The sequence below is a fragment of the Leucobacter sp. NPDC058333 genome, assembly GCF_042726155.1.
Lineage (GTDB): Bacteria > Actinomycetota > Actinomycetes > Actinomycetales > Microbacteriaceae > Leucobacter.
The window spans coordinates 266,956-289,948 of the sequence record NZ_JBHXHV010000001.1 but is presented as its reverse complement, the minus strand read 5'-3'; the positions used below and the strand labels follow the sequence as shown (position 1 = coordinate 289,948).

Below are 22,993 nucleotides of genomic sequence, written 5' to 3'. Positions count from 1 at the left end.
CGACCCTTCCCTACTCGGACTTCTTGTCTTCGAACTGGGACGCCACGCTGTCGAGGTTGTCGGCGTTGACGACGGCCGGTCCGGTCAGCACTGCCTGGCCGCCGCCGAGCACGTACCCGCCCTCGGTGTAGAGGCGCACGGCTTCAATCGACTCGTACCCCTGCAGGAACGGCTGCTGGTCGATTCCAAAGAGGATCGTGCCGTCGCCGATTGCCTTGTACACGTCTGCGTTGAGGTCGGTCGTTGCGAGGGTGGCTTTGCTGCCAGCGTCTTTAATCGAGTCCATCGCGGTCATCGCGAACGGCGCCCCGAGCGTGAGAACGGCATCGATATCGGAGTTGGTCTGTAGCTTCGACGTGATGGTCGAAGCGACGTTCGTCATATCGGTGCCCTGCACGTACAGCACCTCGGAAGTGCCCTCGAATGTGTCGGCGAGGCCTTCACAGCGCGACTCGAGGCCGACGTGGCCCTGCTCCTGAATGACGCAGATTGCCTTCTTCAACCCGGCGTCGTTGAACTGCTCGCCGGCAGCCTGACCCGCGATGAACTCGTTCTGGCCGAAGTGCGCGAGCACGCCCAGGTCCTTGAACTCGTCTTCACCGGCGTTGATGCTGAACACCGGAATGCCAGCGTCGATCGCCTTCTTGACCTCGCCCGACATGGCGTCGGCCTTGGCCAGCGTGACCACGATGCCGTCAACGCCCTGGTCGACCGCCTGCTGCACAAGCTGCGCCTGACGGGCACCGTCCGGATCCGAGCTGTAAAGCAGCTCGACGTTATTGCGCTCGGCCGCGTTTTCAGCACCCGAGCGGATCGTGTCCCAGAAGGTGTCGCCGGGTGCCGCGTGCGTGATCAGGGCGACCTTGATCTCGTCTTCGTCGACCCCGCCGCCACTGCCGCTCCCGCTCGCTGCGCCGCCGGCGCCCGCTGGCGAACCGCACGCGGCGAGAGCCAGCGCACCGATGCCCGCAAGTCCGAGCAGACCGACCTTGGACCATCGGCCGAAACGTGATTTCAACATAGCTGCACTCCATCGTGTAATTGAACTAATGTCGTTACAAAGCTTGCGCTCTGCGTTCACAGTACCGTAACTTCCACGATCCGGCACCCCTTCAGGTAAAAGTTGGATAACGACCCGGGCGGCGGGGCTCGCGTCGACGTGGCGAGTTGGTCACTGCCCACCCGGGTGGGGGTGCCGGCACCGCGGTCGCAACCGCGGCACTGCGGCACTGCGGCACTGCGGTTGCGTCGCCGCCGTGCCGCTGCCCGCGCGTCCGCGCGCCCGCGCGCCCGCTACTCCGTCGAACCCCTAGCGTATCGCCGAGCCCCTTCCACTTGCGCGCAATTCGGCGAGGGGCTCGGCGGCGCAGGAGGGACTCGGCGAAACAACGCGCGGCGGCGCGGACACGCGGGTCGGCGCGGGCATGCGGGTCGGCGCGGACCCGCGCGCACGGGCGAAGCCGCCCGCGTGGGAGCATGGGAGCGTGAGCAGCCCCGATCCCGCACCGCGCGACGCCCAGCCAGCTGCCGAGCCGGCGGGGCGGCCGACCATGCGCGACGTCGCTGAGCGCGTCGGCATGTCGCGCCAACTGGTCTCGATCGTGCTGCGCGGAGCTCCCGGAGCAAGCGAGGCATCGCGGGATCGCATTCTGACCGCCGCCCGCGAGCTCGGCTACCACCCTGACGACTCCGCCCGCATGCTGCGCCGACGCCGCAGCGGCCAGCTCGGTGTGCTGTTCACGATGCGCCAGCCATTCGAGGTCGATCTCGTCGATGCACTGTATCGCCACGCCGGCGAGCTCGGTTACACCCTCGCGCTCGGCACCATGGGTGAGCACCGCGACCTCGAGCCCGCCCTCGCGGGGCTCATGCGCCAGCGCATCGAAGCGCTCATTGCCCTCGACGCGGGCGCGGGCGGCGAAGAATTCGTCGGCCTCCCGGCTGGCATTCCGACGCTGCTCCTCGGCGGACCAACCTCTCATGAGGTTCACGATCGGGTGGGCGTCGAAAACGAACGCGGGATCAGCCTGGCCATCGCGCACCTCGCCGATCTGGGCCACGAGAGAATTGCCTTCGTCGGCAGTGACGTCGGCGCGAACGCGCGGCCGCGACTCGACGGCTATCGCGCAGAGATGCGAGCGCGCGGGCTGCGCGAGCAGATTATTGCGAGCGACTACTCGGAGCTGGGCGGGCATCGCGCTGCGACGACGCTACTCGAAAGCGGGCTGGGCAGCGGCGCGGCCGAGCTGCCGACAGCGCTCGTGTGCATGAACGATCACTGCGCGATCGGCGCGATGCACACGCTAGTGCGCGCCGGGGTCCGCGTTCCGGAAGACATCTCGATCGTTGGCTTTGACGACAGCACCGCGGCGGGGCTTCCCTACGTGGAGCTCACCACTGTGCGGCCCGATCCCGAGAGCATGGCCCAGCTCGCGGTCGAGACCGTGCACGCGCGCCTGGCCGAGCCGCACGCAGCTGCGGCGATCCGGCGCGTCACCCCCACCCTCACGGTGCGCGCGAGCACCGCGCCGCCGCGACCGTAATTGGGAATCGTCGCGGCAGGTGACGGGCTTTTATCGAAAACTAGCACGTGCTAGTCTTCGGGTCAGCGCGGCGAAGATGCCAATCGCGCGGCACCCTCGGGCACCGTGTTCACGATCCATCCGCGACTCACCAGGACCCAAACTCGGAGGCACCATGACCATCTCCCCGCAATCCGTCGCACGAATCGGCCTCATCGGATCGGGGTGGATCGGCGCATTCCACGCCGAAACCATCGCGCACCGCATTCCCGGCGCCACGCTCGTCGGCGTGGCCGACCCACAACCCGGCGCCGCGGAGCGCGTCGCGGGGCCGCTCACTGGTCCGCTCGGCGAGCCGCGTGCCTATCTCGAAGCCGCAGCACTCATCGCCGACCCTGAAGTCGACGGCGTTGTCATCTCCTCACCCGCGTTCACGCACACTGACCTCGTCGTCGCGGCCGCCAATGCGGGAAAGTCGGTGTTCGTCGAGAAGCCGATGGCACTGACCCTCGCGGATGCCGACCGCGCCATTGCAGCTGCGGCGAGCGCCGGGGTGCATCTTCAGGTCGGGTTTAATCGTCGTTTCGCACGGGATTTCGCTGCAGCCCGCGAGGTCATCGCTCAGGGCGGTGTGGGCACCCCGCAGCTTCTGCGTTCTGTTACCCGCGACCCGGGACTCGCAAATCCGGGCGCCGTGAAGCCGTGGACGATTTTCCTCGAAACCCTGATTCACGATTTCGACACATTGAACTGGTTCAATGCAGGCGCTCGTCCGGTCGAGGTGTTTGCGATGGCGGACGCGCTGGTCGCACCCGAGTTCAAAAGCGCGGGACTGCTCGACACAGCGATCGTCACTATTCGCTACAACAACGGCGCGATCGCGACAGCGGAGGCGAACTTTTCCGCCGCATACGGCTATGACGTTCGCGGAGAAGTATTCGGCTCCGCTGGCATGGTGACGGCTGGCGACCTGCACGCCACGGGCATGCGCCACTATTCCTCGGCCGGTGCACAGTCGCCCACCGCAAGGCTCAATATTGACCTTTTTCATCAGGCGTACACCGATGAACTCGTCGCGTTCGCGGACGCAGTGCGGGGCAAGGCGCCGCGCCGCGACTCGCAGGTGCCGAGCGGCCACGATGCTCGCGCGGCGCTCGAGATTGCTCTGGCCTGTATTGCATCCGTTGACGAACAGCGACCGATCGCGCTCGGCCAGCATTCCTGAGCACGCGACCAGCTGCCCGCGCGCGGCACCGCTCGGCGAGGGCCGCCGAGCGGTGCCGCCTCAGGCGGCGAACGCCGCCGCGAAGGCGTCGAGGGCGGCGTCGGCATCGCCGCTCGCCCAGGCCTCCATGCCGACAACCCCCGTGTAGCCGAGCTCGCGCAGGGTGCGGGCGACCGCCTCGTAGCGAATCTCACCGGTGCCGGGTTCGCAGCGTCCGGGTACGTCGGCGACCTGGATCTCACCGATCCAGGGCAGCGCTTCACGCACCAACTCGACCAGATTGCCCTCGCCGATCTGCGCGTGATAGAGATCGAGGTTCATGCGCAGATTCGGGTGATTGACGCCGCGCACGAGCGCGAGCGTATCGGCCGCCCGCGCAAACGGCGTGCCCGGATGGTCGACCGCGAGATTCAGGTTTTCGAGCACGAAGGTGCGCCCCGCCTCGGCTCCGAGCTCGGCGATCTGACGCAGGGTCTCGGCGGCGTGCACCCAGTCCTCGCCCGAGACCCGCTCGTGCGGCACGACGGGCAGGCCGCCAGGGCCTAGCCCGGTGCCGTGCAGGTTGAGGCGGGGCGAATCAATGATTTCGGCGGCTCGCAGCGACTCGCGCGCGGTGGCGAGCAACTCGGAGCGTCCGGCCGCGGTCGTCAGATCGCCGCGCAGGTAGCCGGTCATTGACGAGAAATCGGCGCCGGTGGCGGCGAGCGCAGCGAGGTCCTTCGTGCTCCAGTCCCAGATCTCGACGAGGAAACCGCGGTCGTGGATACGACGCACTCGCTCCTCGATCGGCCACTCAAGGAAGAGCATCTCGGCGCAGGCGGCGAGCTTCACAGCGCCGCCGCAATGGTCGCGCCGGTCTCGGCGGCACGCTGGGCTGCATCCGCGAGGATCAGCGCCGCGCGGCCGTCGTCGAACGTTGGGCTCGTCGACGCTTCGCCGCGCACGAGCTTCACGAACTCGCGCAGTTCGGCCGAGTACGCCTCGGCGTAGCGCTCCAGGAAGAACTCGGGGTACGGGGGCCGAGCCTCGACGGCGTGAGCGTTCGAGAGCACAACGGTGTTGAGTTGCGGGTTTCCAACCTGCAACATGCCCTGTGATCCGAACGCCTCGATCCGCTGGTCGTAGCCGACCGCGCTGTGGCGCGAGTTCACGATGGTGACGATCGCCCCCGACTCCGCGCGGAGCGTGACGACCGCCGTGTCGAAGTCGCCGTGCTCGCGGGCGCCCGGATCGAACGTGCGCGTACCCGTGGCGCTCACCTCGACGATGCCGTCGAGGAAGAATCGCGCCATGTCGAAGTCGTGGATCGTCATGTCGCGGAAGATGCCACCAGACGTACCGATGTACGCGGCCGGCGGCGCTGCCGGGTCGCGACTGATGATGATGAGCTGTTCGAGAGCGCCGATATCGCCGGCTTTCACTCGCGCCTGAGCGGCGGCGTGATTCGGGTCGAAGCGACGATTGAACCCGAGCGCGACGGGCACGCCGCTTGCCTCGATAAGGGGTCGGAGCGCCTCCACGCGTGCAAGGTCAAGGTCGATTGGCTTCTCGCAGAGCACGGGTAGACCGGCGCGCACGGACGCTTCGATGAGGTCGACATGGGTCGGGGTAGGGGAGGCGATCAGGATCGCGTCGACCTCCCCCGAGTTGATCACTTGCTCGGCGAATTCGGTCGCCGTGGCGCCGTAGCGTTCGGCCGTTGCGCGAGCTCCTTCTATGAACGGGTCTGCGACCCACGCGAGGGTCGCCTCGGGGTCGGCGGCGATACTGGCGGCGTGGACCTGGCCGATGCGGCCGGTGCCGATGAGTCCGAAGCGGACGGGTTGCGGCGTCATTGCGGTTTCCCTTGCGGTCGTGGTTGTTGTGCGTGCGCGCTCTTGCGCGAGGCTTCCGATTGCACTCGATCGTGCGCGATTGTGCCTGCCCACCACTCTACTAGCACGAGCCAATTTGACCTAACAAACTCGCCCGGCACCTGGAACGAGTCCGAGCGTACGCAGATGGCCCATAAGTGGCCGGATAAGGACCATATGTGTGCGCTCGACCGGGGGACCCCGGGGGGGGTCGGGTGGGGTGGGGGGGGTTAGGGGGTTGGGGTTGAGGTTGAGGGGGGTGCTGTCGAGGACCGCACCCTGAGGCGCGGCGGGAAGAGGCGGGTGGTCGGCGCGGGCTCCGCCGCAGCGGCGTCCCCGTGCACGGCACCCTCCGTGACAGCGCCCTCCGTGACAGCACCCTCCGGGGCCTCGTCCTCCGGGGCCGCGTCGAGCAGGGCGAGCAGCGCCGCGCCCGCAGCCTCGCCGAGTTCGGCGGGGTCGCCGCTGACCGAGGTGAGCGAAACGATGCCGTATTCAGCCAGCGGTGAGTCGTCGTAACCCACCACTGAGAGATCGCTCGGCACCGACAAGCCCGCATCACGCGCCGCTCCCATTACCCCGACGGCCATGATGTCGTTGACGGCGAACACCGCGGACGGCCCCGATCCGGCGGCCCCAGCCGCCCCCGCGCCCGCCCCCCGTCGCGCGACAACACCCGCTACTACCTCGCGCGCTGCAGCCTCCGTATTCTCGGCAGCGTGGGAGACCCGCGCCTCGAGCCCTGCGTCAGCCATCGCCTCGCGAAAACCGCGCTCACGCGCGGTCGCGCTCGCTCCCGGACCCGACACGCACACGATGTCGCGGTGCCCGAGCGAGATCAGGTGGCGCGTGGCAAGCCGCCCACCCGCCACCTCGTCGCTCGCGATTACGGGTGCTCCGGGCGTGACGATCGCGCGCGTTCCTAGAACGACGGTGGGCACGCCGACTCGCGCCAGCGCAGCCTCGCTCGCCTCACCCGCGAGCACGACCCCGTCGACCCGCAGCGAACGGAATGCTTCAAGCGGGTCGATATCGAGGTGCGCGTTGAGTCGCGCATCGGCGACGCTGAGCGCATAGCCCTCGCGCGCGAGCGCCTCACGCAGTCCAGCGAGCGCCTCGACAAACCAGAGATTCGCGAAATCGTCGATCACTACGCCGACGCTGCGGGTGCGGGTGCCCGCCAAGCCGGCGGCGAGGCGACTCGGCGTGTAGTCGAGATCGGCCATCGCCGCGAGCACCGCCGCCCGCTTGGCATCACTCACTCGCGGCGAGTCGCGCAGCACGAGCGACACGAGCGACTTCGAGACCCCTGCCCGCTCGGCAACGTCGTAGATCGTCGGTCGTTTCATGGCCAACCTTTCGAGTCGGAGCCGAGGTGATTGGGCAGGCACACACCTATTGACATGACATGGATGCAGCACTAGCGTATCACCCATTGGAGCGCTCCAATGCAGTCGACCTATACACCGAGGGCGCCCAACAACCGCAGTCTCGAAAGGAAACACCGTGACCACATCCATCGGCGTCGCCGTCATCGGAGCCGGCATGGCGGGCAAGGCTCACGCCGCCGCCTACCGCGCCGCCTCAACGCTCTACTCCCCCGTTTTGCCCGAGATTCGGCTCGTCGCAATCGGCGATGTGTTCGCCCCGCTCGGCCGGGAAACCGCTCAACGATTCGGCTTTGAACGCCACGTCGCCGACTGGCGAGACATCGCTGCCGCTGACGATATCGACGTTGTCAGCGTCGTAGTGGCCAATGCTCTGCACCGCGAGATCGTGGCGGGGCTGCTCGCCGCCGGTAAGCACGTGCTGTGCGAGAAACCGCTCAGCGACACCATCGAAGACGCCCGCGCCATGGCTGACGCCGCCCGCGACGCAGCGGCGACTGGCACCATCGCCCGCATCGGCTTCAGTTATCTGCGAGCACCGGGTATCGCGTTCATCCGGCAGCTCATCGACGATGGCCGGCTGGGCGATTCACTGCACTTCTCGGGACGGTACTGGACGGATTACGGCTGCAGAACCGATGCGCCCATCAGTTGGCGCTACCAGGGCCCGGCGGGATCGGGCGCACTCGGCGACGTCGGCAGTCACCTGAGCTATGTCGCAGAATACCTGTGCGGCCCCGTCGAGGAGGTCGCCGGCGGCCGATTCCACACCTCGATCGCGGAACGACCGAAGCCGCTGGGGCGGGTCGTCGGGCATAGCCACGGCAACGTCAGCGGCGAGAGCGAGCCGGTCACGAACGAAGACTATGCGAGCTTCAACGCGCGCTTCGCCGACTGCGTGGGCACCATCGAGGTGTCGCGCGTCGCCGCGGGTCACCCGAATGGCCTGCACCTCGAGATCTTCGGATCGCGCGGCGCTGCGCGCTGGTCACAAACCAATCCTGGCCAGGTGGAGGTAATGCTGCACGACGAGCAGGCCGATATTGCGGGTTTCCGCACCGTCGCCCTCGGACCCGCGCACCCGCACTACGCCGGAGGCTGGGCGATGGACGCGCCCGGGGTCGGGATCGGCCAGAACGATCTGTTCGTGCACCAAGCCCGCGCATTCCTCGAAGAGGTGGCCGGCATCCCGGCCACCGAGTCACTCCCCCGTTGCAAGAGCTTCGACGACGGGGTGCACAACATGGAATTTCTCGCCGCGGTAGCGGAATCGGCCGCGCACGGCGGCGGCACGGTCACGGTTCGCTGATCCGGCACTCACTCACGACCTGAAACGAGCACACACATGAAACTCGGCGTCTACAACGCGATCTTGCACGACCGCCCGCTCCCCGCGGCCATTGAGGTCGTGCGCGGCCTCGGCCTTACGGGAATCGAACTCAACTCGGGTGGTTTCCTGCCCGCACTGCACATTCCGAATCTCGACGACATCTTGGAGTCCGACGACGCCCGCGACGAGTTTCTGGGCCAGTTTGACGGCACCGGCGTCTCGATCGCCGGGTTGAACTGCAATGGAAATCCGCTGCATCCGCGGGCAGCGATCGGGGAGGCACACGCGGCCGACGTGCGGCGCTCGATCCGGCTCGCTGAGCGCCTCGGGCAGGATCGCGTGGTGACCATGTCTGGCCTCCCCGGAGGCGAGCCCGGGGCGTCGGTGGTCAACTGGGTGGTAAACGCTTGGAATTCGGCGGCGCTCGACGTACTCGACTACCAGTGGGACGTGGCGGCAAATTTCTGGCGAGAGACAGACCGGTTCGCCGCAGATCACGGAGTGAAGGTCGCGCTCGAACTGCACCCGCAGAACCTGGTCTCCAATTCAGCGGACGTGCACAAACTGATGGAGCTCACTCGAGCGACGCACCTCGGCGTCGAGCTCGATGCGTCGCACCTGTTCTGGCAGCAGATGGACCCGGTGGCGGTGATACGTCATCTCGGTGAGCTCGTGCTGCACGCCGCGGCGAAAGACGTGCGGGTGAACCCCGAGTGGGCCCGCATCAATGGGGTGCTCGACAACTCGTTCCGACGGCTGCAGGCCGACGAGCCTCGCACGAATCTTGGCGGTGACGAGTGGGCGAACGAGTGGCCCGCCCAGTCCGCGTGGGACTTTGTGGCGCTTGGCAAGGGGCACGACACCGCGTACTGGACTGAGTTTCTGCGCGCGCTCCGCGACGTCGACCCCGAGATGTGGGTGAATATCGAGCACGAGGATGTATCGCTCGGCCGTATCGAAGGCCTCGAGGTCGCGTCCCGCGTACTCAGCGAAGCAAACGCAGCCCTCGCCTAACCCCGCCGGCCCTCGCTCCGTCGCCTATTCGGCGGGGCGGGGCCGCGCAAGTCAGTGCTCGCGGGGGAGGTAAATCGCGCCCGTGGTGACCTCTTCTTCGAGGGCTTCGAGCGTGCGGCCGCGGGTCTCGGGCACGCACTTCCACACGAAGAGGAGGGCGAGCGCGCCCACCGCCGCGAACACGAAGAATGTGTTCGAGATGCCGACGCCGTCAACCAGCGGCAAGAAGAACAGCGCGACGATCCCGTTCATCACCCAGAGCGCGAACACCGAGATCCCCATGCCAATGCCGCGCATGTGCAGCGGGAAAATCTCGGAGAGGTAGACCCACACGGCCACGTTCAAGAAGGTCTGCATCGACCCGACGAAGATCACGACGAGCGCCAGGATGATCCACGGGCGCGCCGCGCTTCCCTCGGGCAGCGCAAGCGACGCGACGCCGATCAGCAGGTGGCTCACCGTGGTGAGTGTAAAGCCCGTGATGAACGTCTTGCGGCGGTCGAGGCGGTCCATCATTTGCAGCGCAATGACGGCGCCAATCACCGCGATGATCCCGGGCGCGACATTGGCAATGAGCGCAGCGTTCTGGGAGAACCCCGACTGCTCGAGCACCTGGCTGCCGAAGTACATGATCGAGTTGATGCCGGTGAGCTGTTGCGCGATGCCAAGCCCGATGCCCACGAAGATGATCTTCAGCAGATTGCGATTCGAGAAGATCGCACGCCAGCCCAGCTGCTGCTCATCGCGCGCCTCCGCGACGAGTCCGCGCAGTTCACGCACCTCGGCGGTGGCGCGCTCGGGAGTGCGCACGGTGGCGAGCACCCGCTCGGCACCGTCAAAGTCGCCGCGGTTAACAAGCCACCGCGGTGATTCCGGCATCCGTAGCATGCCGAAGAAAAGCGCGATCGCTGGCAGCGCACAGACCGCGAACATCACGCGCCAAATGTTGTCGACGTGCCCCCAGACGTTGCCGATGATGGCGTTCACCACGAACGCGGCAAGCTGCCCCACGACGATCATGAGTTCATTGCGGCCGGCGATCGATCCGCGGATCTCGTAGGGCGCGAGTTCTGCGAGGAACACCGGGACCACCGTCGAGGCCCCGCCCACGGCGAGACCAAGCAGCACGCGACCCGCGATGAGCGAGCCGAATCCGAGTGCGGTGTGCGTCCCCGGCGTCTCGCCACCCGGCGCGAACACGACGAAGGAAGTGCCCACGAAAAACAGCACGGCGAGCACAATGATGGTCTTGCGCCGACCCCAGCCGTCGGAGAGTCGACCGCTCACCATTGCGCCAATCGCCGCAGCGAAGACGAGAGAGCTCGTGAACCAGCCCTCGAGGAACGGCGTCAGGCCCAGCTCCTCCGACATTGGGCTGAGCGCGCCGTTGACGACGCCCGTGTCGTACCCAAAAAGCAGCCCTCCGAAAGTCGCGATCAGCGCGACGAGCCCGAGACGCCTGCGGTGCGGCCCGGTTCCGAGCGGCGGAAGCGTGCCTGCGCTCGCTCCCGCGCTCGCACCTGCGGTTCGATCTGTCATGACTGCGACCCCTTTGCCTGCTGCCCTGTGGTCCATGTATCTGCTCGCGTTCGAGCGGCACTGGCCCCGTAATATGAGCTTAACAATGTCATTACATTTGGACAAACCTGTTCGGGGCTACAGTGGGGAGGTGATCACCGCGCTGCCAGAGCTGGCCCCCCTCGCTTGGGTGCTGCTCGGACTCTCAGCGATCATCGTCGGGTTTTCGAAGACCGCCCTGCCCGGCATCAATACGGTTTCGATTGCCATTTTCGCCGCCATCTTGCCCGCACGGCACTCTACGGGCGCCCTGCTCGTGCTGCTCATCGTCGGCGACATCTTCGCGGTCTGGGCGTATCGCAAGCACGCGAATTGGCCCACGATCGCGCGCCTCGCGCCCGCCGTGGTGGTCGGCCTGGCCCTCGGAGCCGTGTTTCTTGCGGTCGCCGATGACGGCTGGGTGCGACGGGTTATCGGCGCGATCCTGCTGCTCGTCGTCACCTTCACCGCCTGGCGGCGCTACTTCTCACACGGCGAACCGGGCGTCGGCGGCGGCCTCGCTGCGGGCATCGGCTACGGTTCACTCGCCGGATTCACGACGATGGTCGCCAACGCCGGCGGGCCCGTGATGTCCATGTACTTTCTCGCGGCCCGCTTCCCGGTCAAGGCGTTTCTAGGCACGGCGGCCTGGTTCTTCGCGATCATCAACCTCACGAAACTGCCGTTCTCATTCGGGCTCGGGCTCATCGACGCTTCGAGCCTCGCTCTCGACGCGGTGCTTGTGCCCGGTGTCATCGTGGGTGCCGTTCTCGGGCGCTGGATCGCGGGGCGTGTGAAGCAGCGCGTGTTTGAGAGCGCCGTCCTCGTTGTGACGGTGCTCGGTGCGCTCTACCTGCTGATCTTCTAGCTGGACGCTGGAGCGGGTTCGGCGGGCGCAGATTCCGCGGTCTCAACCGCGGCACCGGGGTCAGCCAGCGCAGCACCGGGGTCAGCCAGCGCGGCCGGCATGACGACGGAGTCGATGATCCTGATAGCGAATTCGCGATCGAGCGGCGTCTGCATCATGAGCGACCGGTAGGTACCGATGCCCGGGGCGATCATGCACAGCGTCTCGAGATCGATGTCGGGTGAGATCTCGCCGCGGGCAATCGCGCGTTCGAAGATCACGCGATTCGCGGCCGCACGGGGGGCCACGATCGCGTCCTGCGCCGCGGCCGCGAGCTCGGGATCACGCGCGAGCATTGACACGATCCCCGTCATGATACGCAGCTTGCGATCTGCCTCTGCGATGTTCGGAACCTTCACGAGTGAAACCAGGTCGCCGCGCAGGCTGCCAGTGTCGGGAAGCGTGGCGAGGTCGAAGTGCCGCGCCTTCATGCACGACACCGCGTCCATCACGAGTTCGAGTTTCGAATTCCAGCGCCGGTAGAGCGTCGCCTTGCCGGCCTTCGCGCGGGCCGCGACCATCTCGATCGTCATGCCCTCGTACCCGGTCTCGGCCAAGACGTCGAGGGCCGCCTCGAGAATGTCTTGGTCGCGGCTCGGATCGCGCTTGCGACCCAAGCGCGGCCGATCCTCGGTGTCAGTCATGGCCCCCGCCTTTCGATGTGCCCCCAGCGTACCCGAGCAACATACGAAACTGTACATATCCGAAACTCGGTATATCCGAAACTGACAAGTCTCGTATATATTGATCCTCATGTCCCACATCACACCTCCCCCGGTCGACAGTCGACGCTGGATCACACTCATCGTCGTCGGCCTCGCCCAGCTCATGGTCGTGCTTGATGCGACTGTCGTAAACATCGCGCTCCCCTCCGCGCAGGCAGACCTCGGGTTCTCCGATGGCCAGCGTCAGTGGATCGTGACCGCCTACTCGCTCGCCTTCGGTAGTCTGCTGCTGCTCGGCGGCCGCCTCTCCGACCTGATTGGCCGCAAGCGCACATTCATCATCGGGCTCATTGGCTTCGCTATCGCGTCAGCACTCGGCGGGGCCGCCCCGTCGTTCGAGTTGCTCGTCGCGGCCCGCGCACTCCAGGGTGTCTTCGGCGCGATGCTCGCGCCGACCGTTCTGGCCGTGCTCACCACGACGTTCACGATTCCGCGGGAGCGAGCCCGCGCATTCGGTATCTTCGGCGCCATTGCCGGCGCGGGCGGGGCCGTTGGCCTACTACTCGGCGGCGTGCTCACCGAATCGTTCGACTGGCGCTGGAACCTGTACATCAACGTCGCTATTGCCGCGGTCGCGCTCGTCGGATCGTTCATCTACGTGCCATCGATCCGCCGCGAGGGGCCGCGCCCGAAGCTCGATATTCCGGGTGCCGTGCTCGTCTCGGGCGGCCTATTCGGTCTGGTCTACGGGTTCTCGAACGCCGAGACCGACGGTTGGGATGCGCCCCTGACCTGGGGCATGCTCGCCGGTGCCGTCGTGCTGCTGCTCGCGTTCGTGTTCTGGCAGAGCCGGGCCGGCCACCCCTTGCTCCCCCTGCAGATCCTGCGCGATCGCAACCGCAGCGCCGCCTACCTCGCCGTGCTCGTCGCGGGCGCTGGCATGTTCGGCATCTTCCTGTTCGTGACGTACTACCTGCAGCTCACGCTCAAGTACTCGCCGATCCAGACGGGGCTGGGGTTCTTGCCGATGATCGCGATGCTCGTGCTCGCGGCGCAGCTCGGCACCAATCTGTTCGTGCCGCGATTCGGGCCGAAGGTGCTCGTGCCGATCGGCATGACACTCGGTGCGCTCGGCATGATCTGGTTGACACAGCTCGACGCGTCGAGCAGCTACGTCGCACACGTCATGCCACCGCTCATGGTGCTGGGCCTTGCAATGGGCACCATCATGCCCGCTTCGATGCAAACCGCCACCCTCGGTGTCGATCGCGAATTCGCCGGCGTCGCATCGGCGATGGTCAACACGAGCCAGCAGGTCGGCGGATCCATCGGCACGGCGCTGCTCAATACTCTCGCTGCGACCGCAGCGACGAACTACCTCACCGAGCACGGGCCGAGCTCAGTGGCCGATGCGGCGATCGCGAGCTACGCGACGGCGTACTGGTGGGGCGCCGGATTCTTCATCACCGGCGCGGTCGTCACTGCGCTGCTCTTCCGTCGCAGGGGCCAGGGGCGGTCGCTCGGCTTCGATACCCCGCCCGCTGGTGCCGAGGCGGCGACTGACACAGACGCCGCACCCGCACTGGCGCACTAGCTCTACCGGGCGGAATCGTGCAGCTCAGAAGTCGAGCAGCTGCACGGTTCCGACAACGGGGGCGCCTAGTTCGAGCCCCTCTGACTCGCGTACCGCCTTCTTGATCGGCAGCATGTATGCGCTGTCGCTGGGAAAGATCGAGGTCGTCCAGACGGCTGCGCCCACCGTCACCTGCACGCGCGCGGAGCCAAAGCCCTTCTCGCGCCCCGCGGTGGTCGCGGCAATGGCGTCGGAGATTTCCTCGCTCAGCAACACGAAGGTCCAGAGCGCCGGCTTCTTGTCCCAGCGCGCGAGCGGGCTCGTAAATGCAAACTCCATGGGCTTATCCTGCCCGAACTATCCCAGCCCAACCAGTTCACGCAGCTTCGCGAGCTGGTACCGAGAGATCTCGTCGGCCCTCTCGTCTTCGGCGAACACGTTCGAGACGATGAGAGCGTCTGGGCGATCCAGGTAGCCAAACTGCGTGAGCGCCTCGAACAGCTCACCCCAATCGACGTCGCCGTCGCCGATCGCCAGGTGCTGGTGCACGCGCACGGCGTTGCCCGGCGGGTTCGTGATGTATCGCAGGGCGTTCGACCGCGTGTGATCGAAGGTGTCGGCTGCGTAGACCGCGCCGAGCCGATCGCCCAGTTGCGGGATCAGGCTCGCCGCCCGATCGCCGTAGTGGAAGGTGTGCGCGGCGACGTAGACGAATCCGACGCGGTCGGTGTTGAGACCTCGGATGATGCGCCACGCCTCAAGCCCGTCTTCCACGAAGTCGTCGGGGTGCGGGTCGAAATTCAGGGAGACCCCCTCGCGCTCGAGCACGGGCACCAGTTGTTCCATCGCGCGATAGAACGCGTACTCCGACTCTTCCTCGCGTTCGGGGCGCCCCGAGAACTCGGTGTTCACGATCGGCGCGCCGAGCTCTGCGGCGATCTCGATATAGCGCGTTGTGTTGAAGACCGCCGCGTCGACCTGGTGCGGCTCTGGGCCGCCAAAGCGTTGCACGGGGAGCACCGAGGTGATGGTCACGCCGGCGTCATTCGCGCGCTTTTTCAGCTTCGCGAGCAGTTCACTATCGACCTTCGGGTAGTGAAAGTGTCGCCCAAAGTCGGGGCTCGGCGTCAGTTGCAAGTACTCGTAGCCGAGTCGCGCGACCAGATCGGGAAAATCGAGCAGGTGCACCGAATCGTTGTACGGCGTCGGGTCGAGGGCGATGCGAACCATGATGCTCCTGTGCTGAGTGTGCGAGGGCTGGCCTCGGTGAGAGATTCTGCTTCGGTGAGACGTCTGCGGGCCACATCATCTCACCGAAGCAGATTTACTGACGGAAGCGGCGGAAGCGGCGCAGCCTACGCGTAGAACGCCGGCCGCTCGGGCGCCGTCACCGGCACGATGCCGCCGTCGTGCATCGCTGTGACGCCGGCCTCGCACGCGAGGGCGACGAGATAGCCGTCCCAGGCGTTCGGGCCGTCGATCAAGTCGCCCCGATGTACCGCGTCGACCCAACGCTGAATCTGGGCGTCGTAAGCGGGAGCGAAGCGCGTGGTGAACGACTGATGTTCGGCCACGCTAAATTGACCGGCGCCCCAGCGCTGCAACCCTGAAGGCTGGCCGATGCGGGCGACCCCGGCCTCGAACACCGCCTCGGTGGCGACCTGATAGCCGAACTGCACGCTGACGCTCATCTCGACGTCGACGAGCACCCCGTTCGCCAGCTCCATGATGACGAGGATCGGCTCGTGCAGGCGCTCGGGGGCGAGCGTGTTGCGGCGCGGGTGCTTCACCTCGACGCTCACGATCGGCGATCCGGCAAGCCACGGCACAACGTCGAACTCGTGCACGACGGAATCGGTGATGAGCATGTCGTTCGTATAGGTCTCGGGCACCGTCGGGTTGCGGTGCACCCCGCGCACCATGAGCAGTTCACCGCTCTCGCCCGATTCGACAAGCGCGCGCAGCGCCGCGTATTCGGCGTCGAAGCGCCGCATGAAACCGACCTGAATGTGCGGTCGGTCGAGCTGCTGCTCGAGCTGCAGCACCTCCCACGAGCTCGCCGAGTTCTGGGTCAGTGGCTTTTCGCACAGGATCGGCAGCTGCGCTGCCAGCGCTGGCGCGAGCACCGGCGCGTGGAATTGGCCCGGCACGGCGATGAGCACCGCGTCGAGGGCGTCAGCCGCGATCGCCTCTTCGATATTCGCGAATACCTGCGCGCCCGGGGCATGCGCCGCGGCTGACGCTGCCCGGCTCGCGTCGGGTTCGACGACGGCCGAAACGCGGGCACCGCTGATGCGGCGCGTGATGCGGGCGATGTGGTCTGCGCCCATCATGCCGGCGCCGACGACGGCGACGCGAAGATCTTCAGTCATGTGCGGTTCCTCGGTTCTGCGGTTCTGCGGTGTTGGGTTGCGTTCAGGAGATTCTGGCGAGGTGCGTGCATCCGAAGATGTGCTCACGCGTGCGCTGCGAAATCGGCAGCGGGCGGTCGATATCGCAGCCGTACATGTCTTGCTCTACGATCGCAAAGATCTCAGAGTCGATCTTGGCGACGGCCTCGATCACGGGCGCGAGGTCAGGAATGCCGTGCGGCGGTTCGATCATGATGCCCTGCGTGACGGCCTCGGCGAACGGCACGTCGTTCTTCAGCACATCGAAGAGCAGCGTCGGGTCGACCTGCTTCAGGTGCAGATAACCAATCCGATCAGGCCGCTCCTCGATGAGCTGCACGCTGTCGCCGCCGTAATACGCGAAGTGGCCGGTATCGAGGCAGAGGTTGGTGTATCGCGCATCGGTCTCGTCGAGAAAGCGCAGCACCTCGCGCGTCGTGCCGATGTGGCTGTCTGCGTGGGAGTGGAACTGCTGCTTGACGCCGAACTCCTCGAGCAACGCCTTGCCGAGCCGGTCATGGCCTGCGCCGAGCTTCACCCACTGCTCATCTGTCAGGGTGCGCGGCTCGAGCACCTCGCTCGTCGCATCGCTGCGCCACAGATCCGGGATCACGACGAGGTGCTCCGCGCCGAGCTTCGACGCGAGCCCGGCGACGTTCAGCGCCTGATCCCACGCGTGCTGCCACGCCTCTTCGCCCTTGTGGAACCCGGTGAACACGGTGCCCGCCGAAAGCTTCAGCCCGCGCGAACCGAGCTCGTCTTCAAGCTGGTGCGGGTCGGTCGGCAGGTAGCCGTAGGGGCCCAGCTCGATCCACTCGTACCCCGAGGCAACCACCTCATCAAGAAATCGCTGCCACGGCACCTGCCCCGGATCGTCGGCAAACCAGACGCCCCACGAGTCGGGCGCGGTGCCAATACGGAGACCTGGCTGGTCGGTCTGTTGCGCACTCACGATGCAAACTCCATTGTTCGAGCTTCACGCCCCGCGGCCCACCCGCGAGACTTTGATATGACATTAGGCCATAGTCTAGCGCCCGTTGAGCGCCGACTTCGGTGACTGTTCCGGCTTCGGTGAGACGATTTCGCACGAAAACTTCTCACCGAAGCCGAATCGCTGACGCAACACAGCACCGCATAACGCAACACAGCCCCGCGCACCCCTACCCCAGTAGCGGCCGCTGAACCGCCACCTGTTGCTCGTACTCGGCGCGCGCCCGCTGCGTCGACGGCAGGGTCGACACCTGCGGCACCGGCACGTCCCACCAGCCGGCCCCGTCGGGCGAGTAGAGCAGCGGGTCGCTGTTGATGTGAATAAACGTCGCGCGATCCGACGCCTTCGCCTGCGCAATCGCGGCCTCGAGGTCGGTGATCGCGTTTGCACTCGGCTCGACCTCGATCACGTCCATGCCGTAACTGCGCGCGTTCATCGCGAGATCGACGGGCAGCACATCGCCGCCCTGGAAGTTCTTCGCGACGCCGTCATACTCGCGGTACCAGGTACCGAAGCGTTCCGATCCGACGGTCTCGGAGAGGTGGCCAATCGACGCGTAACCGTGATTCTGGATCAGGATCACGATGACCTTGATCCCCTCGGCCACGGCGGTCACGAGTTCGCTATTGAGCATCAGGTACGAGCCGTCGCCCACCATGATGATCACGTCGCGGTCATCACCCGATGCGAGCAGCCCGCGCTTCGCGCCGATGCCACCCGCGATCTCGTATCCCATGCACGAGAACGCGTACTCGACGTGGTATCCGAGCGGGTCACGCACGCGCCACAGCTTGTGGAGGTCGCCCGGCAACGATCCGGCAGCCTGCACGATCACGTCAGCCGGGGCCGACGAGCGCTGCACCGCGCCGATGATTTCGGTTTGGCCAGGCAGCTCGAGCCCTGAGGCAGCGAACGCCGCGTCGACTTGGCTATCCCACTCGGCCTTCTCCGCTGCGATGCGCTCGGCGTACGCCGAGTCAATGCGCAGATCGGCGCCCGCACCGTGCTCATGAGCGGCAAGCAGCTCAACGAGCGTCTCGCGAGCGTCAGCGATCACGGGGAGCTGCGTGCCGTGCTTGTAGGCATCGAACGACGCAACGTTGACATTGACGAACCGCACGTCGGGGTGCTGAAATGCCGTGCGCGAGGCGGTCGTGAAGTCGCTGTAGCGGGTGCCGATCCCAATGATCACGTCGGCTTCAGCCGCGAGGCGATTCGCCGCGAGCGTGCCCGTTGCGCCGACGCCGCCCAGGTACTGCGGGTGATCCCAGTCGAGTACCCCGCCACCGGCCTGCGATGAACCGACCGGAATGCCGGTCGCCTCGACGAACGCGCGCAGCTGCTGCTCGGCGTCCGAGTACAGCACCCCGCCGCCCGCGACGATGAAGGGGCGCTTGGCATTCCGGATCGCCTCGAGTGCGAGCGCAAACGCATCGCGCTCTGGGCGAGGACGCCGAATGCGCCACTCGCGCGGCTGCAGAAACTCCTCCGGCACATCCATGGCCTCGGCTTGCACGTCTTCTGGCAGCGCGATCGTGACGGCACCCGTCTCTGCTGGATCGGTCAGCACACGCATTGCGGCGAGCGCGATCGAGAACAGTTGCTCGGGCCGCTGCACGCGGTCGAAGAACTTGGACACGGGGCGGAACGCGTCGTTGACCGTCAGCCCGATGTCGTGGGGCTGCTCCAGTTGCTGCAGCACCGGGTCCGCAACGCGGGTCGCGAATGTGTCACTGGGCAGGAGCAGCGCGGGCAAGCGGTTCGTTGTGGCGAGCGCCGCCCCCGTCAGCAGGTTGGTTGCGCCCGGGCCAACCGAGGCCGCCGACGCGTACGTGCTGCGGCGGCGGTGCATGCGGGCGTACCCGACGGACTGGTGCACCATGGCCTGCTCGTTGCGCGCCTGGTGATACGGCATGAGCTCGGGTTGTTCGACATTGACCTGCTTCAGCGCCTGCCCGATGCCCGCGACGTTTCCGTGCCCGAAGATGCCGAAGACGCCCGGAATGGTGCGCTCGCGAATTTCGGTGCCGTCGGCCGCGCGGTCAACCGTCCACTGGTTCGCGAGAAACTCGATCAGCGCCTGGCTCACGGTCATGCGTCGGGTGCTCATCGTGCGGTCTCCGTCTCGGTCGTCGGGGTGCGGTCGGTTTCTGTCGTCGTTGGCCGCGGGGTGAACGGCAGGCGAGCGTCGAGCTCTTGCCCCTCCCAGGTGTCGCGCACCCAGCCGTGGGCCGGGTCGTCGCTGATCAGCCAGGTGCGCTCAGGGTCTGGGCCCGCCATGACGTTCAGGTAGTACATGTCATAGCCCGGGGCCGCGACGGCCGGGCCGTGGTAGCCGTAGGGAACGAGGGCGACGTCGCCGGTGTGCACCTGCGAGTCGATTTCAATCTGGCCCGCCGGGGATGAGTAGGTGCTGAACATGCCGAACGCGCGGTCGGCGTCAACTCCGGCGGGGGCGTCACGCGTCGGCGCGACCTCGAAGTAGTAGATCTCCTCGAGTTCTGATTCGTGGCCGGGCACGTGTTGGTCGTGCTTGTGGGGCGGGTACGACGACCAGTTCTCGGCAGGGGTAATGACCTCGACAACGATGAAGCGGGCGGCATCGAGCGACTCCTTGCGCCCGAAGTTGTGCACCTGACGGCTCGACGCTCCCGCACCGCGCAGCTCGACGGGCACCTCGGCAACCGGAATGTAGCGCGACGGACGCACCGTCTCGGTCGGCGACGTCGCGACGAGAAAGCGGCTCTCCCCCGGCGATGTCGCGGTGACCGTGGCGGTCGCCGCCGCCGAGAGGTAGAGCACGTCCGTTGGCCCGGCAAACACCGAGGCGCGGCCGGTGAGCGCGGTCGTCGCCTCCGCGGCAGCCTCTTGATGCGCCACGGAGAACGACCCCGCGAGGGGAACGATCAGGCGCTCGACTCCCGTTCCCGAGAGCGCGATTGACGCGCCCTCGGTGAGCCGTGCGACGCGCAGGCCAGTGTGCTCCCAGCCAGGCATGCGCTCGTCGACGACGGATTCCCATCCGCCCTCAGCGAGCTCACCTCGCCGGTGGAACCAACGTTGCGTCATGTCATCCCCCTCGATAATCCTGCGTGTGTTGCGGTGTTCGGCTAATCGTTCTGCGGGAAGCCGAGGTTGATGCCGCTGGCCCCCGACAGGCCCCTGGCGGCCGGGTCGATCCAGCGGCTCGTGATGGCCTTCTCGCGCGTGAAGAACTCGAACCCCTGCACCCCGTACGCCTTCGCGTCGCCGAAGAGCGACGCCTTCCACCCGCCAAACGAGTGGTAGGCGACGGGAACGGGAATCGGCACGTTGATGCCGATCATGCCGACCTGAATCTCGTGCTGGAAGCGGCGGGCCGCTCCGCCGTCGTTCGTGAAGATCGCGGTGCCGTTGCCGAACGCACCCGAGTTGATGAGGTCGACGCCCTCCTCGAACGTGTTCACGCGCACGATCTCGAGCACCGGTCCGAAGATCTCTTCGGTGTAGGCGCGAGACGTGGTCGGCAGCTTGTCGATCAGGGTTGGGCCGACGAAGAAGCCGTTCTCGTGGCCATCGACGGTGAACCCGCGACCGTCGACGACGATCGTCGCACCGTCTTGCTCAGCAATGTCGATGTACCCGGTGACCTTGTCGCGATGCACGTCGGTGATGAGCGGACCCATGTCGGGCTCGGGCGTCGACGCGCCGTTCCCAATCGTGAGCTGCGCGATGCGCTCCGTGATCTTCTCGATGAGCTCATCGGCGACGGGCTCGACCGCGAGCACGACCGAGATCGCCATGCAGCGCTCGCCCGCGGCGCCGTAGCCCGCATTGATCGCCTGGTCGGCGACGAGGTCGAGATCGGCGTCGGGCAGCACGAGCATGTGGTTCTTCGCGCCGCCGAGGGCCTGCACGCGCTTGCCGTGCTTCGAGGCGGTCTCGTAAATGTACTGCGCGATGGGCGTCGAGCCGACGAACGAGATCGACTGCACGCCCGGGTCGGTGAGCAGCCCGTCGACGGCGAGCTTGTCGCCATTGAGCACGGTAAAGACACCGTCGGGCAGACCGGCCTCCTGCCACAGTTCGGCGAGCCACAGCGCGGCCGAGGGATCCTTCTCCGACGGCTTGACGATCACCGCGTTGCCCGCGGCGATCGCGACCGGGAAGAACCACATCGGCACCATCGCCGGGAAATTGAACGGCGCAATGATGCCGGCGACGCCGATCGGCTGCTTGATCGAGTAGACGTCAATGCCGGTTGAGGCGTTCTCGGAGAAGGCGCCCTTGATCAGGTGCGGGAACCCGGTCGCGAGCTCGACGACCTCCTGGCCGCGCAAGATCTCGCCCATCGCGTCCGAGACGACCTTGCCGTGCTCGCGAGTAATGATCGCTGCCAGCTCACCCTTCCGCGCGTTCAGCAGCTCGCGGAACGCGAACAGCACCGTCTGGCGCTTTGCCACCGAGAATGCGCTCCACACGGCGAAACCGCGCTGCGCCGAGGCAATGGCTTCGGCGATCTCGGCGTCATCGGCGAGCGCGACGTGCGCCTGCACCTCGCCGGTCGCCGGGTTGAACACGGGAGCGGTGCGGCCGCTCGTCGAGGCGCGGCGAGCGCCATCGATCCAGTGCGGAATGACGGGGAGGGAGCCAGTGGTCATTGCGTGTGTCCTTCGGTGTGAGTCGAAACAAGCGGTGCGGGATCGCGTGGAGTCTAGGCGAGCTCCCGGTGTACGAGCCGGGCAGCGGTATCGACCGCGGCCGCCACGTCACCATCGTGCGGGTAGAGCAGCGTGCGGCCGACGGTGAGGCCGCGTACGCCGGGCAGCGCCAGCGCGCTCTCCCAGGCGGCGAACGTCTCGTCGGGGTCGCCGCCGTTGTCGCCTCCAAGCAGCAGCGTCGGCATTGTGGTCGCCTCCATGACGCGCTCCATCTCGGGCACGACCGGGAGTTTCATCCAGGTGTACGCGCTCGAGTTGCCGAGGCCAGAGGCGATCGCGGTCGAGAGAATCACGGCGTTCGCCGAGAGATCATTGACTACTCGATCGCCGACCCGGCTGCTCATAAAGGGTTCGAGCATGATCGGAATCTGCGCGTCGGCAGCGGCATTCACCGCGTGCGCGGTCGCCTGCAGCGTCGAAGCGGTGCCGGCGTCATCGAGATCGATGCGGATCAGGGTCTTCGCGAAGTCGAGGCCCTGCCGCGCAATCGCGTCGATGTTGTATGCCGTGTAGCGGTCGTCGAGCTCAAACGTGGCGCCGCGCAGGCCGCCGCGGTTCATGGATCCGACGACGAGCTTGTCGTCGAGCAGGCCGAGCCCCGCGAGGTCGTCGATGATGTCGGGGGTGCCGAGCACGCCGTCGACGCCCGGCCGCGAGAGCGCGAGAGCCATGCGCTCGATCAGGTCGTAGCGGTTGGCCATCGCCGTCGCATCGCTGCCGACGGCAATAGCGCCGCGCGCCGGGTGATCTGCCGCGACGATGAAGATGCGACCGTCGCCGGTGATGACGTCACGGCGCCGACGCTCGGCGAGGGCGCGACCGATGGCGGCGGGATGGGAGGCGCGCAGGTCGCGCAGGCCGGAGAAGTCGAGCGTCAC

General features: G+C 66.7%; 20 protein-coding genes. 6 read left to right on the top strand and 14 right to left on the bottom strand.

Translation table 11 applies throughout. From position 1 onward, the window contains the following. Window positions 1-10 precede the first annotated feature (10 nt). On the bottom strand, window positions 11-1,021 hold the full coding sequence (locus tag ACFWHR_RS01300) for a sugar ABC transporter substrate-binding protein (protein WP_382446458.1): 1,011 nt from the start codon (window positions 1,019-1,021) through the stop codon (window positions 11-13). Between the two features lie 463 nt (window positions 1,022-1,484). On the opposite strand from ACFWHR_RS01300, the gene ACFWHR_RS01295 reads away from it, so the two are divergent. Together ACFWHR_RS01295 and ACFWHR_RS01290 are read left to right on the top strand one after the other, a co-directional pair. Then, the gene (locus tag ACFWHR_RS01295) at window positions 1,485-2,543 is read left to right on the top strand and encodes a LacI family DNA-binding transcriptional regulator (protein ID WP_382446457.1); all 1,059 of its coding nucleotides are present in this window, start codon (window positions 1,485-1,487) and stop codon (window positions 2,541-2,543) included. Window positions 2,544-2,697: 154 nt separating this feature from the next. Continuing rightward, a complete protein-coding gene (locus ACFWHR_RS01290) occupies window positions 2,698-3,747 on the top strand; it encodes a Gfo/Idh/MocA family oxidoreductase (protein WP_382446456.1) in 1,050 nt (349 codons plus the stop codon). A gap of 60 nt (window positions 3,748-3,807) precedes the next feature. On the opposite strand, the gene ACFWHR_RS01285 is transcribed toward ACFWHR_RS01290, so the two are convergent. The 3 genes from ACFWHR_RS01285 to ACFWHR_RS01275 form a co-directional block, all read right to left on the bottom strand. Continuing rightward, on the bottom strand, window positions 3,808-4,554 hold the full coding sequence (locus tag ACFWHR_RS01285) for a TIM barrel protein (RefSeq protein ID WP_382447740.1): 747 nt from the start codon (window positions 4,552-4,554) through the stop codon (window positions 3,808-3,810). 20 nt (window positions 4,555-4,574) lie between these two features. Further along, complete coding sequence (gene iolG / locus ACFWHR_RS01280; protein WP_382446455.1) at window positions 4,575-5,582, bottom strand: inositol 2-dehydrogenase; 1,008 nt, start codon at window positions 5,580-5,582, stop codon at window positions 4,575-4,577. Between the two features lie 248 nt (window positions 5,583-5,830). After that, window positions 5,831-6,949: a LacI family DNA-binding transcriptional regulator gene (locus ACFWHR_RS01275; RefSeq protein WP_382446454.1), complete on the bottom strand. Its 1,119-nt coding sequence runs from the start codon at window positions 6,947-6,949 to the stop codon at window positions 5,831-5,833. Between the two features lie 157 nt (window positions 6,950-7,106). Between ACFWHR_RS01275 and ACFWHR_RS01270 the strand changes: the two genes are divergently transcribed. Together ACFWHR_RS01270 and ACFWHR_RS01265 are read left to right on the top strand one after the other, a co-directional pair. Next, the gene (locus tag ACFWHR_RS01270) at window positions 7,107-8,297 is read left to right on the top strand and encodes a Gfo/Idh/MocA family protein (protein ID WP_382446453.1); all 1,191 of its coding nucleotides are present in this window, start codon (window positions 7,107-7,109) and stop codon (window positions 8,295-8,297) included. A gap of 36 nt (window positions 8,298-8,333) precedes the next feature. Further along, window positions 8,334-9,332: a sugar phosphate isomerase/epimerase family protein gene (locus tag ACFWHR_RS01265; protein WP_382446452.1), complete on the top strand. Its 999-nt coding sequence runs from the start codon at window positions 8,334-8,336 to the stop codon at window positions 9,330-9,332. 51 nt (window positions 9,333-9,383) lie between these two features. On the opposite strand, the gene ACFWHR_RS01260 is transcribed toward ACFWHR_RS01265, so the two are convergent. Next, a complete protein-coding gene (locus tag ACFWHR_RS01260) occupies window positions 9,384-10,871 on the bottom strand; it encodes a sugar porter family MFS transporter (protein WP_382446451.1) in 1,488 nt (495 codons plus the stop codon). A 133-nt stretch (window positions 10,872-11,004) separates the two neighbouring features. On the opposite strand from ACFWHR_RS01260, the gene ACFWHR_RS01255 reads away from it, so the two are divergent. After that, window positions 11,005-11,757 (top strand): sulfite exporter TauE/SafE family protein, encoded by a 753-nt coding sequence (locus ACFWHR_RS01255; protein ID WP_382447739.1) that lies wholly within the window; start codon window positions 11,005-11,007, stop codon window positions 11,755-11,757. On the opposite strand, the gene ACFWHR_RS01250 is transcribed toward ACFWHR_RS01255, so the two are convergent. Further along, on the bottom strand, window positions 11,754-12,440 hold the full coding sequence (locus ACFWHR_RS01250; protein ID WP_382446450.1) for a TetR/AcrR family transcriptional regulator: 687 nt from the start codon (window positions 12,438-12,440) through the stop codon (window positions 11,754-11,756). The genes ACFWHR_RS01255 and ACFWHR_RS01250 overlap by 4 nt on opposite strands. 109 nt (window positions 12,441-12,549) lie before the next feature. Between ACFWHR_RS01250 and ACFWHR_RS01245 the strand changes: the two genes are divergently transcribed. Then, on the top strand, window positions 12,550-14,055 hold the full coding sequence (locus ACFWHR_RS01245; protein ID WP_382446449.1) for an MFS transporter: 1,506 nt from the start codon (window positions 12,550-12,552) through the stop codon (window positions 14,053-14,055). Window positions 14,056-14,079: 24 nt separating this feature from the next. On the opposite strand, the gene ACFWHR_RS01240 is transcribed toward ACFWHR_RS01245, so the two are convergent. From ACFWHR_RS01240 to ACFWHR_RS01205, 8 genes are all read right to left on the bottom strand, one after another. Further along, window positions 14,080-14,373, bottom strand: coding sequence for a DUF1905 domain-containing protein (locus tag ACFWHR_RS01240; RefSeq protein WP_382446448.1), 294 nt, complete (start codon window positions 14,371-14,373; stop codon window positions 14,080-14,082). Window positions 14,374-14,391: 18 nt separating this feature from the next. Beyond that, window positions 14,392-15,264: a sugar phosphate isomerase/epimerase family protein gene (locus ACFWHR_RS01235; protein WP_382446447.1), complete on the bottom strand. Its 873-nt coding sequence runs from the start codon at window positions 15,262-15,264 to the stop codon at window positions 14,392-14,394. A 125-nt stretch (window positions 15,265-15,389) separates the two neighbouring features. Beyond that, on the bottom strand, window positions 15,390-16,406 hold the full coding sequence (locus ACFWHR_RS01230) for a Gfo/Idh/MocA family protein (protein ID WP_382446446.1): 1,017 nt from the start codon (window positions 16,404-16,406) through the stop codon (window positions 15,390-15,392). A 43-nt stretch (window positions 16,407-16,449) separates the two neighbouring features. Continuing rightward, window positions 16,450-17,379: a sugar phosphate isomerase/epimerase family protein gene (locus ACFWHR_RS01225; protein WP_382447738.1), complete on the bottom strand. Its 930-nt coding sequence runs from the start codon at window positions 17,377-17,379 to the stop codon at window positions 16,450-16,452. A gap of 205 nt (window positions 17,380-17,584) precedes the next feature. Beyond that, window positions 17,585-19,525 (bottom strand): 3D-(3,5/4)-trihydroxycyclohexane-1,2-dione acylhydrolase (decyclizing), encoded by a 1,941-nt coding sequence (gene iolD / locus ACFWHR_RS01220; protein WP_382446445.1) that lies wholly within the window; start codon window positions 19,523-19,525, stop codon window positions 17,585-17,587. Further along, window positions 19,522-20,484: a 5-deoxy-glucuronate isomerase gene (iolB, locus tag ACFWHR_RS01215; protein ID WP_382446444.1), complete on the bottom strand. Its 963-nt coding sequence runs from the start codon at window positions 20,482-20,484 to the stop codon at window positions 19,522-19,524. The genes iolD and iolB overlap by 4 nt, the downstream gene beginning before the upstream one ends. A gap of 41 nt (window positions 20,485-20,525) precedes the next feature. Then, window positions 20,526-22,055, bottom strand: coding sequence for a CoA-acylating methylmalonate-semialdehyde dehydrogenase (locus tag ACFWHR_RS01210; protein WP_382446443.1), 1,530 nt, complete (start codon window positions 22,053-22,055; stop codon window positions 20,526-20,528). A gap of 53 nt (window positions 22,056-22,108) precedes the next feature. Further along, a complete protein-coding gene (locus ACFWHR_RS01205; protein ID WP_382446442.1) occupies window positions 22,109-22,993 on the bottom strand; it encodes a deoxyribose-phosphate aldolase in 885 nt (294 codons plus the stop codon).

What these genes read in the sequence shown, in the direction of transcription:
- ACFWHR_RS01210 (WP_382446443.1), bottom strand. Translation starts at nt 22,055, where the DNA reads ATGACCACTGGCTCCCTCCCCGTCATTCCGCACTGGATCGATGGCGCT.
- iolG (WP_382446455.1), bottom strand. Translation starts at nt 5,582, where the DNA reads ATGACGCCGCAACCCGTCCGCTTCGGACTCATCGGCACCGGCCGCATC.
- ACFWHR_RS01300 (WP_382446458.1), bottom strand. Translation starts at nt 1,021, where the DNA reads ATGTTGAAATCACGTTTCGGCCGATGGTCCAAGGTCGGTCTGCTCGGA.
- ACFWHR_RS01275 (WP_382446454.1), bottom strand. Translation starts at nt 6,949, where the DNA reads ATGAAACGACCGACGATCTACGACGTTGCCGAGCGGGCAGGGGTCTCG.
- ACFWHR_RS01240 (WP_382446448.1), bottom strand. Translation starts at nt 14,373, where the DNA reads ATGGAGTTTGCATTTACGAGCCCGCTCGCGCGCTGGGACAAGAAGCCG.
- iolB (WP_382446444.1), bottom strand. Translation starts at nt 20,484, where the DNA reads ATGACGCAACGTTGGTTCCACCGGCGAGGTGAGCTCGCTGAGGGCGGA.
- ACFWHR_RS01230 (WP_382446446.1), bottom strand. Translation starts at nt 16,406, where the DNA reads ATGACTGAAGATCTTCGCGTCGCCGTCGTCGGCGCCGGCATGATGGGC.
- ACFWHR_RS01265 (WP_382446452.1), top strand. Translation starts at nt 8,334, where the DNA reads ATGAAACTCGGCGTCTACAACGCGATCTTGCACGACCGCCCGCTCCCC.
- ACFWHR_RS01250 (WP_382446450.1), bottom strand. Translation starts at nt 12,440, where the DNA reads ATGACTGACACCGAGGATCGGCCGCGCTTGGGTCGCAAGCGCGATCCG.
- ACFWHR_RS01235 (WP_382446447.1), bottom strand. Translation starts at nt 15,264, where the DNA reads ATGGTTCGCATCGCCCTCGACCCGACGCCGTACAACGATTCGGTGCAC.
- ACFWHR_RS01290 (WP_382446456.1), top strand. Translation starts at nt 2,698, where the DNA reads ATGACCATCTCCCCGCAATCCGTCGCACGAATCGGCCTCATCGGATCG.
- iolD (WP_382446445.1), bottom strand. Translation starts at nt 19,525, where the DNA reads ATGAGCACCCGACGCATGACCGTGAGCCAGGCGCTGATCGAGTTTCTC.
- ACFWHR_RS01260 (WP_382446451.1), bottom strand. Translation starts at nt 10,871, where the DNA reads ATGACAGATCGAACCGCAGGTGCGAGCGCGGGAGCGAGCGCAGGCACG.
- ACFWHR_RS01245 (WP_382446449.1), top strand. Translation starts at nt 12,550, where the DNA reads ATGTCCCACATCACACCTCCCCCGGTCGACAGTCGACGCTGGATCACA.
- ACFWHR_RS01285 (WP_382447740.1), bottom strand. Translation starts at nt 4,554, where the DNA reads ATGCTCTTCCTTGAGTGGCCGATCGAGGAGCGAGTGCGTCGTATCCAC.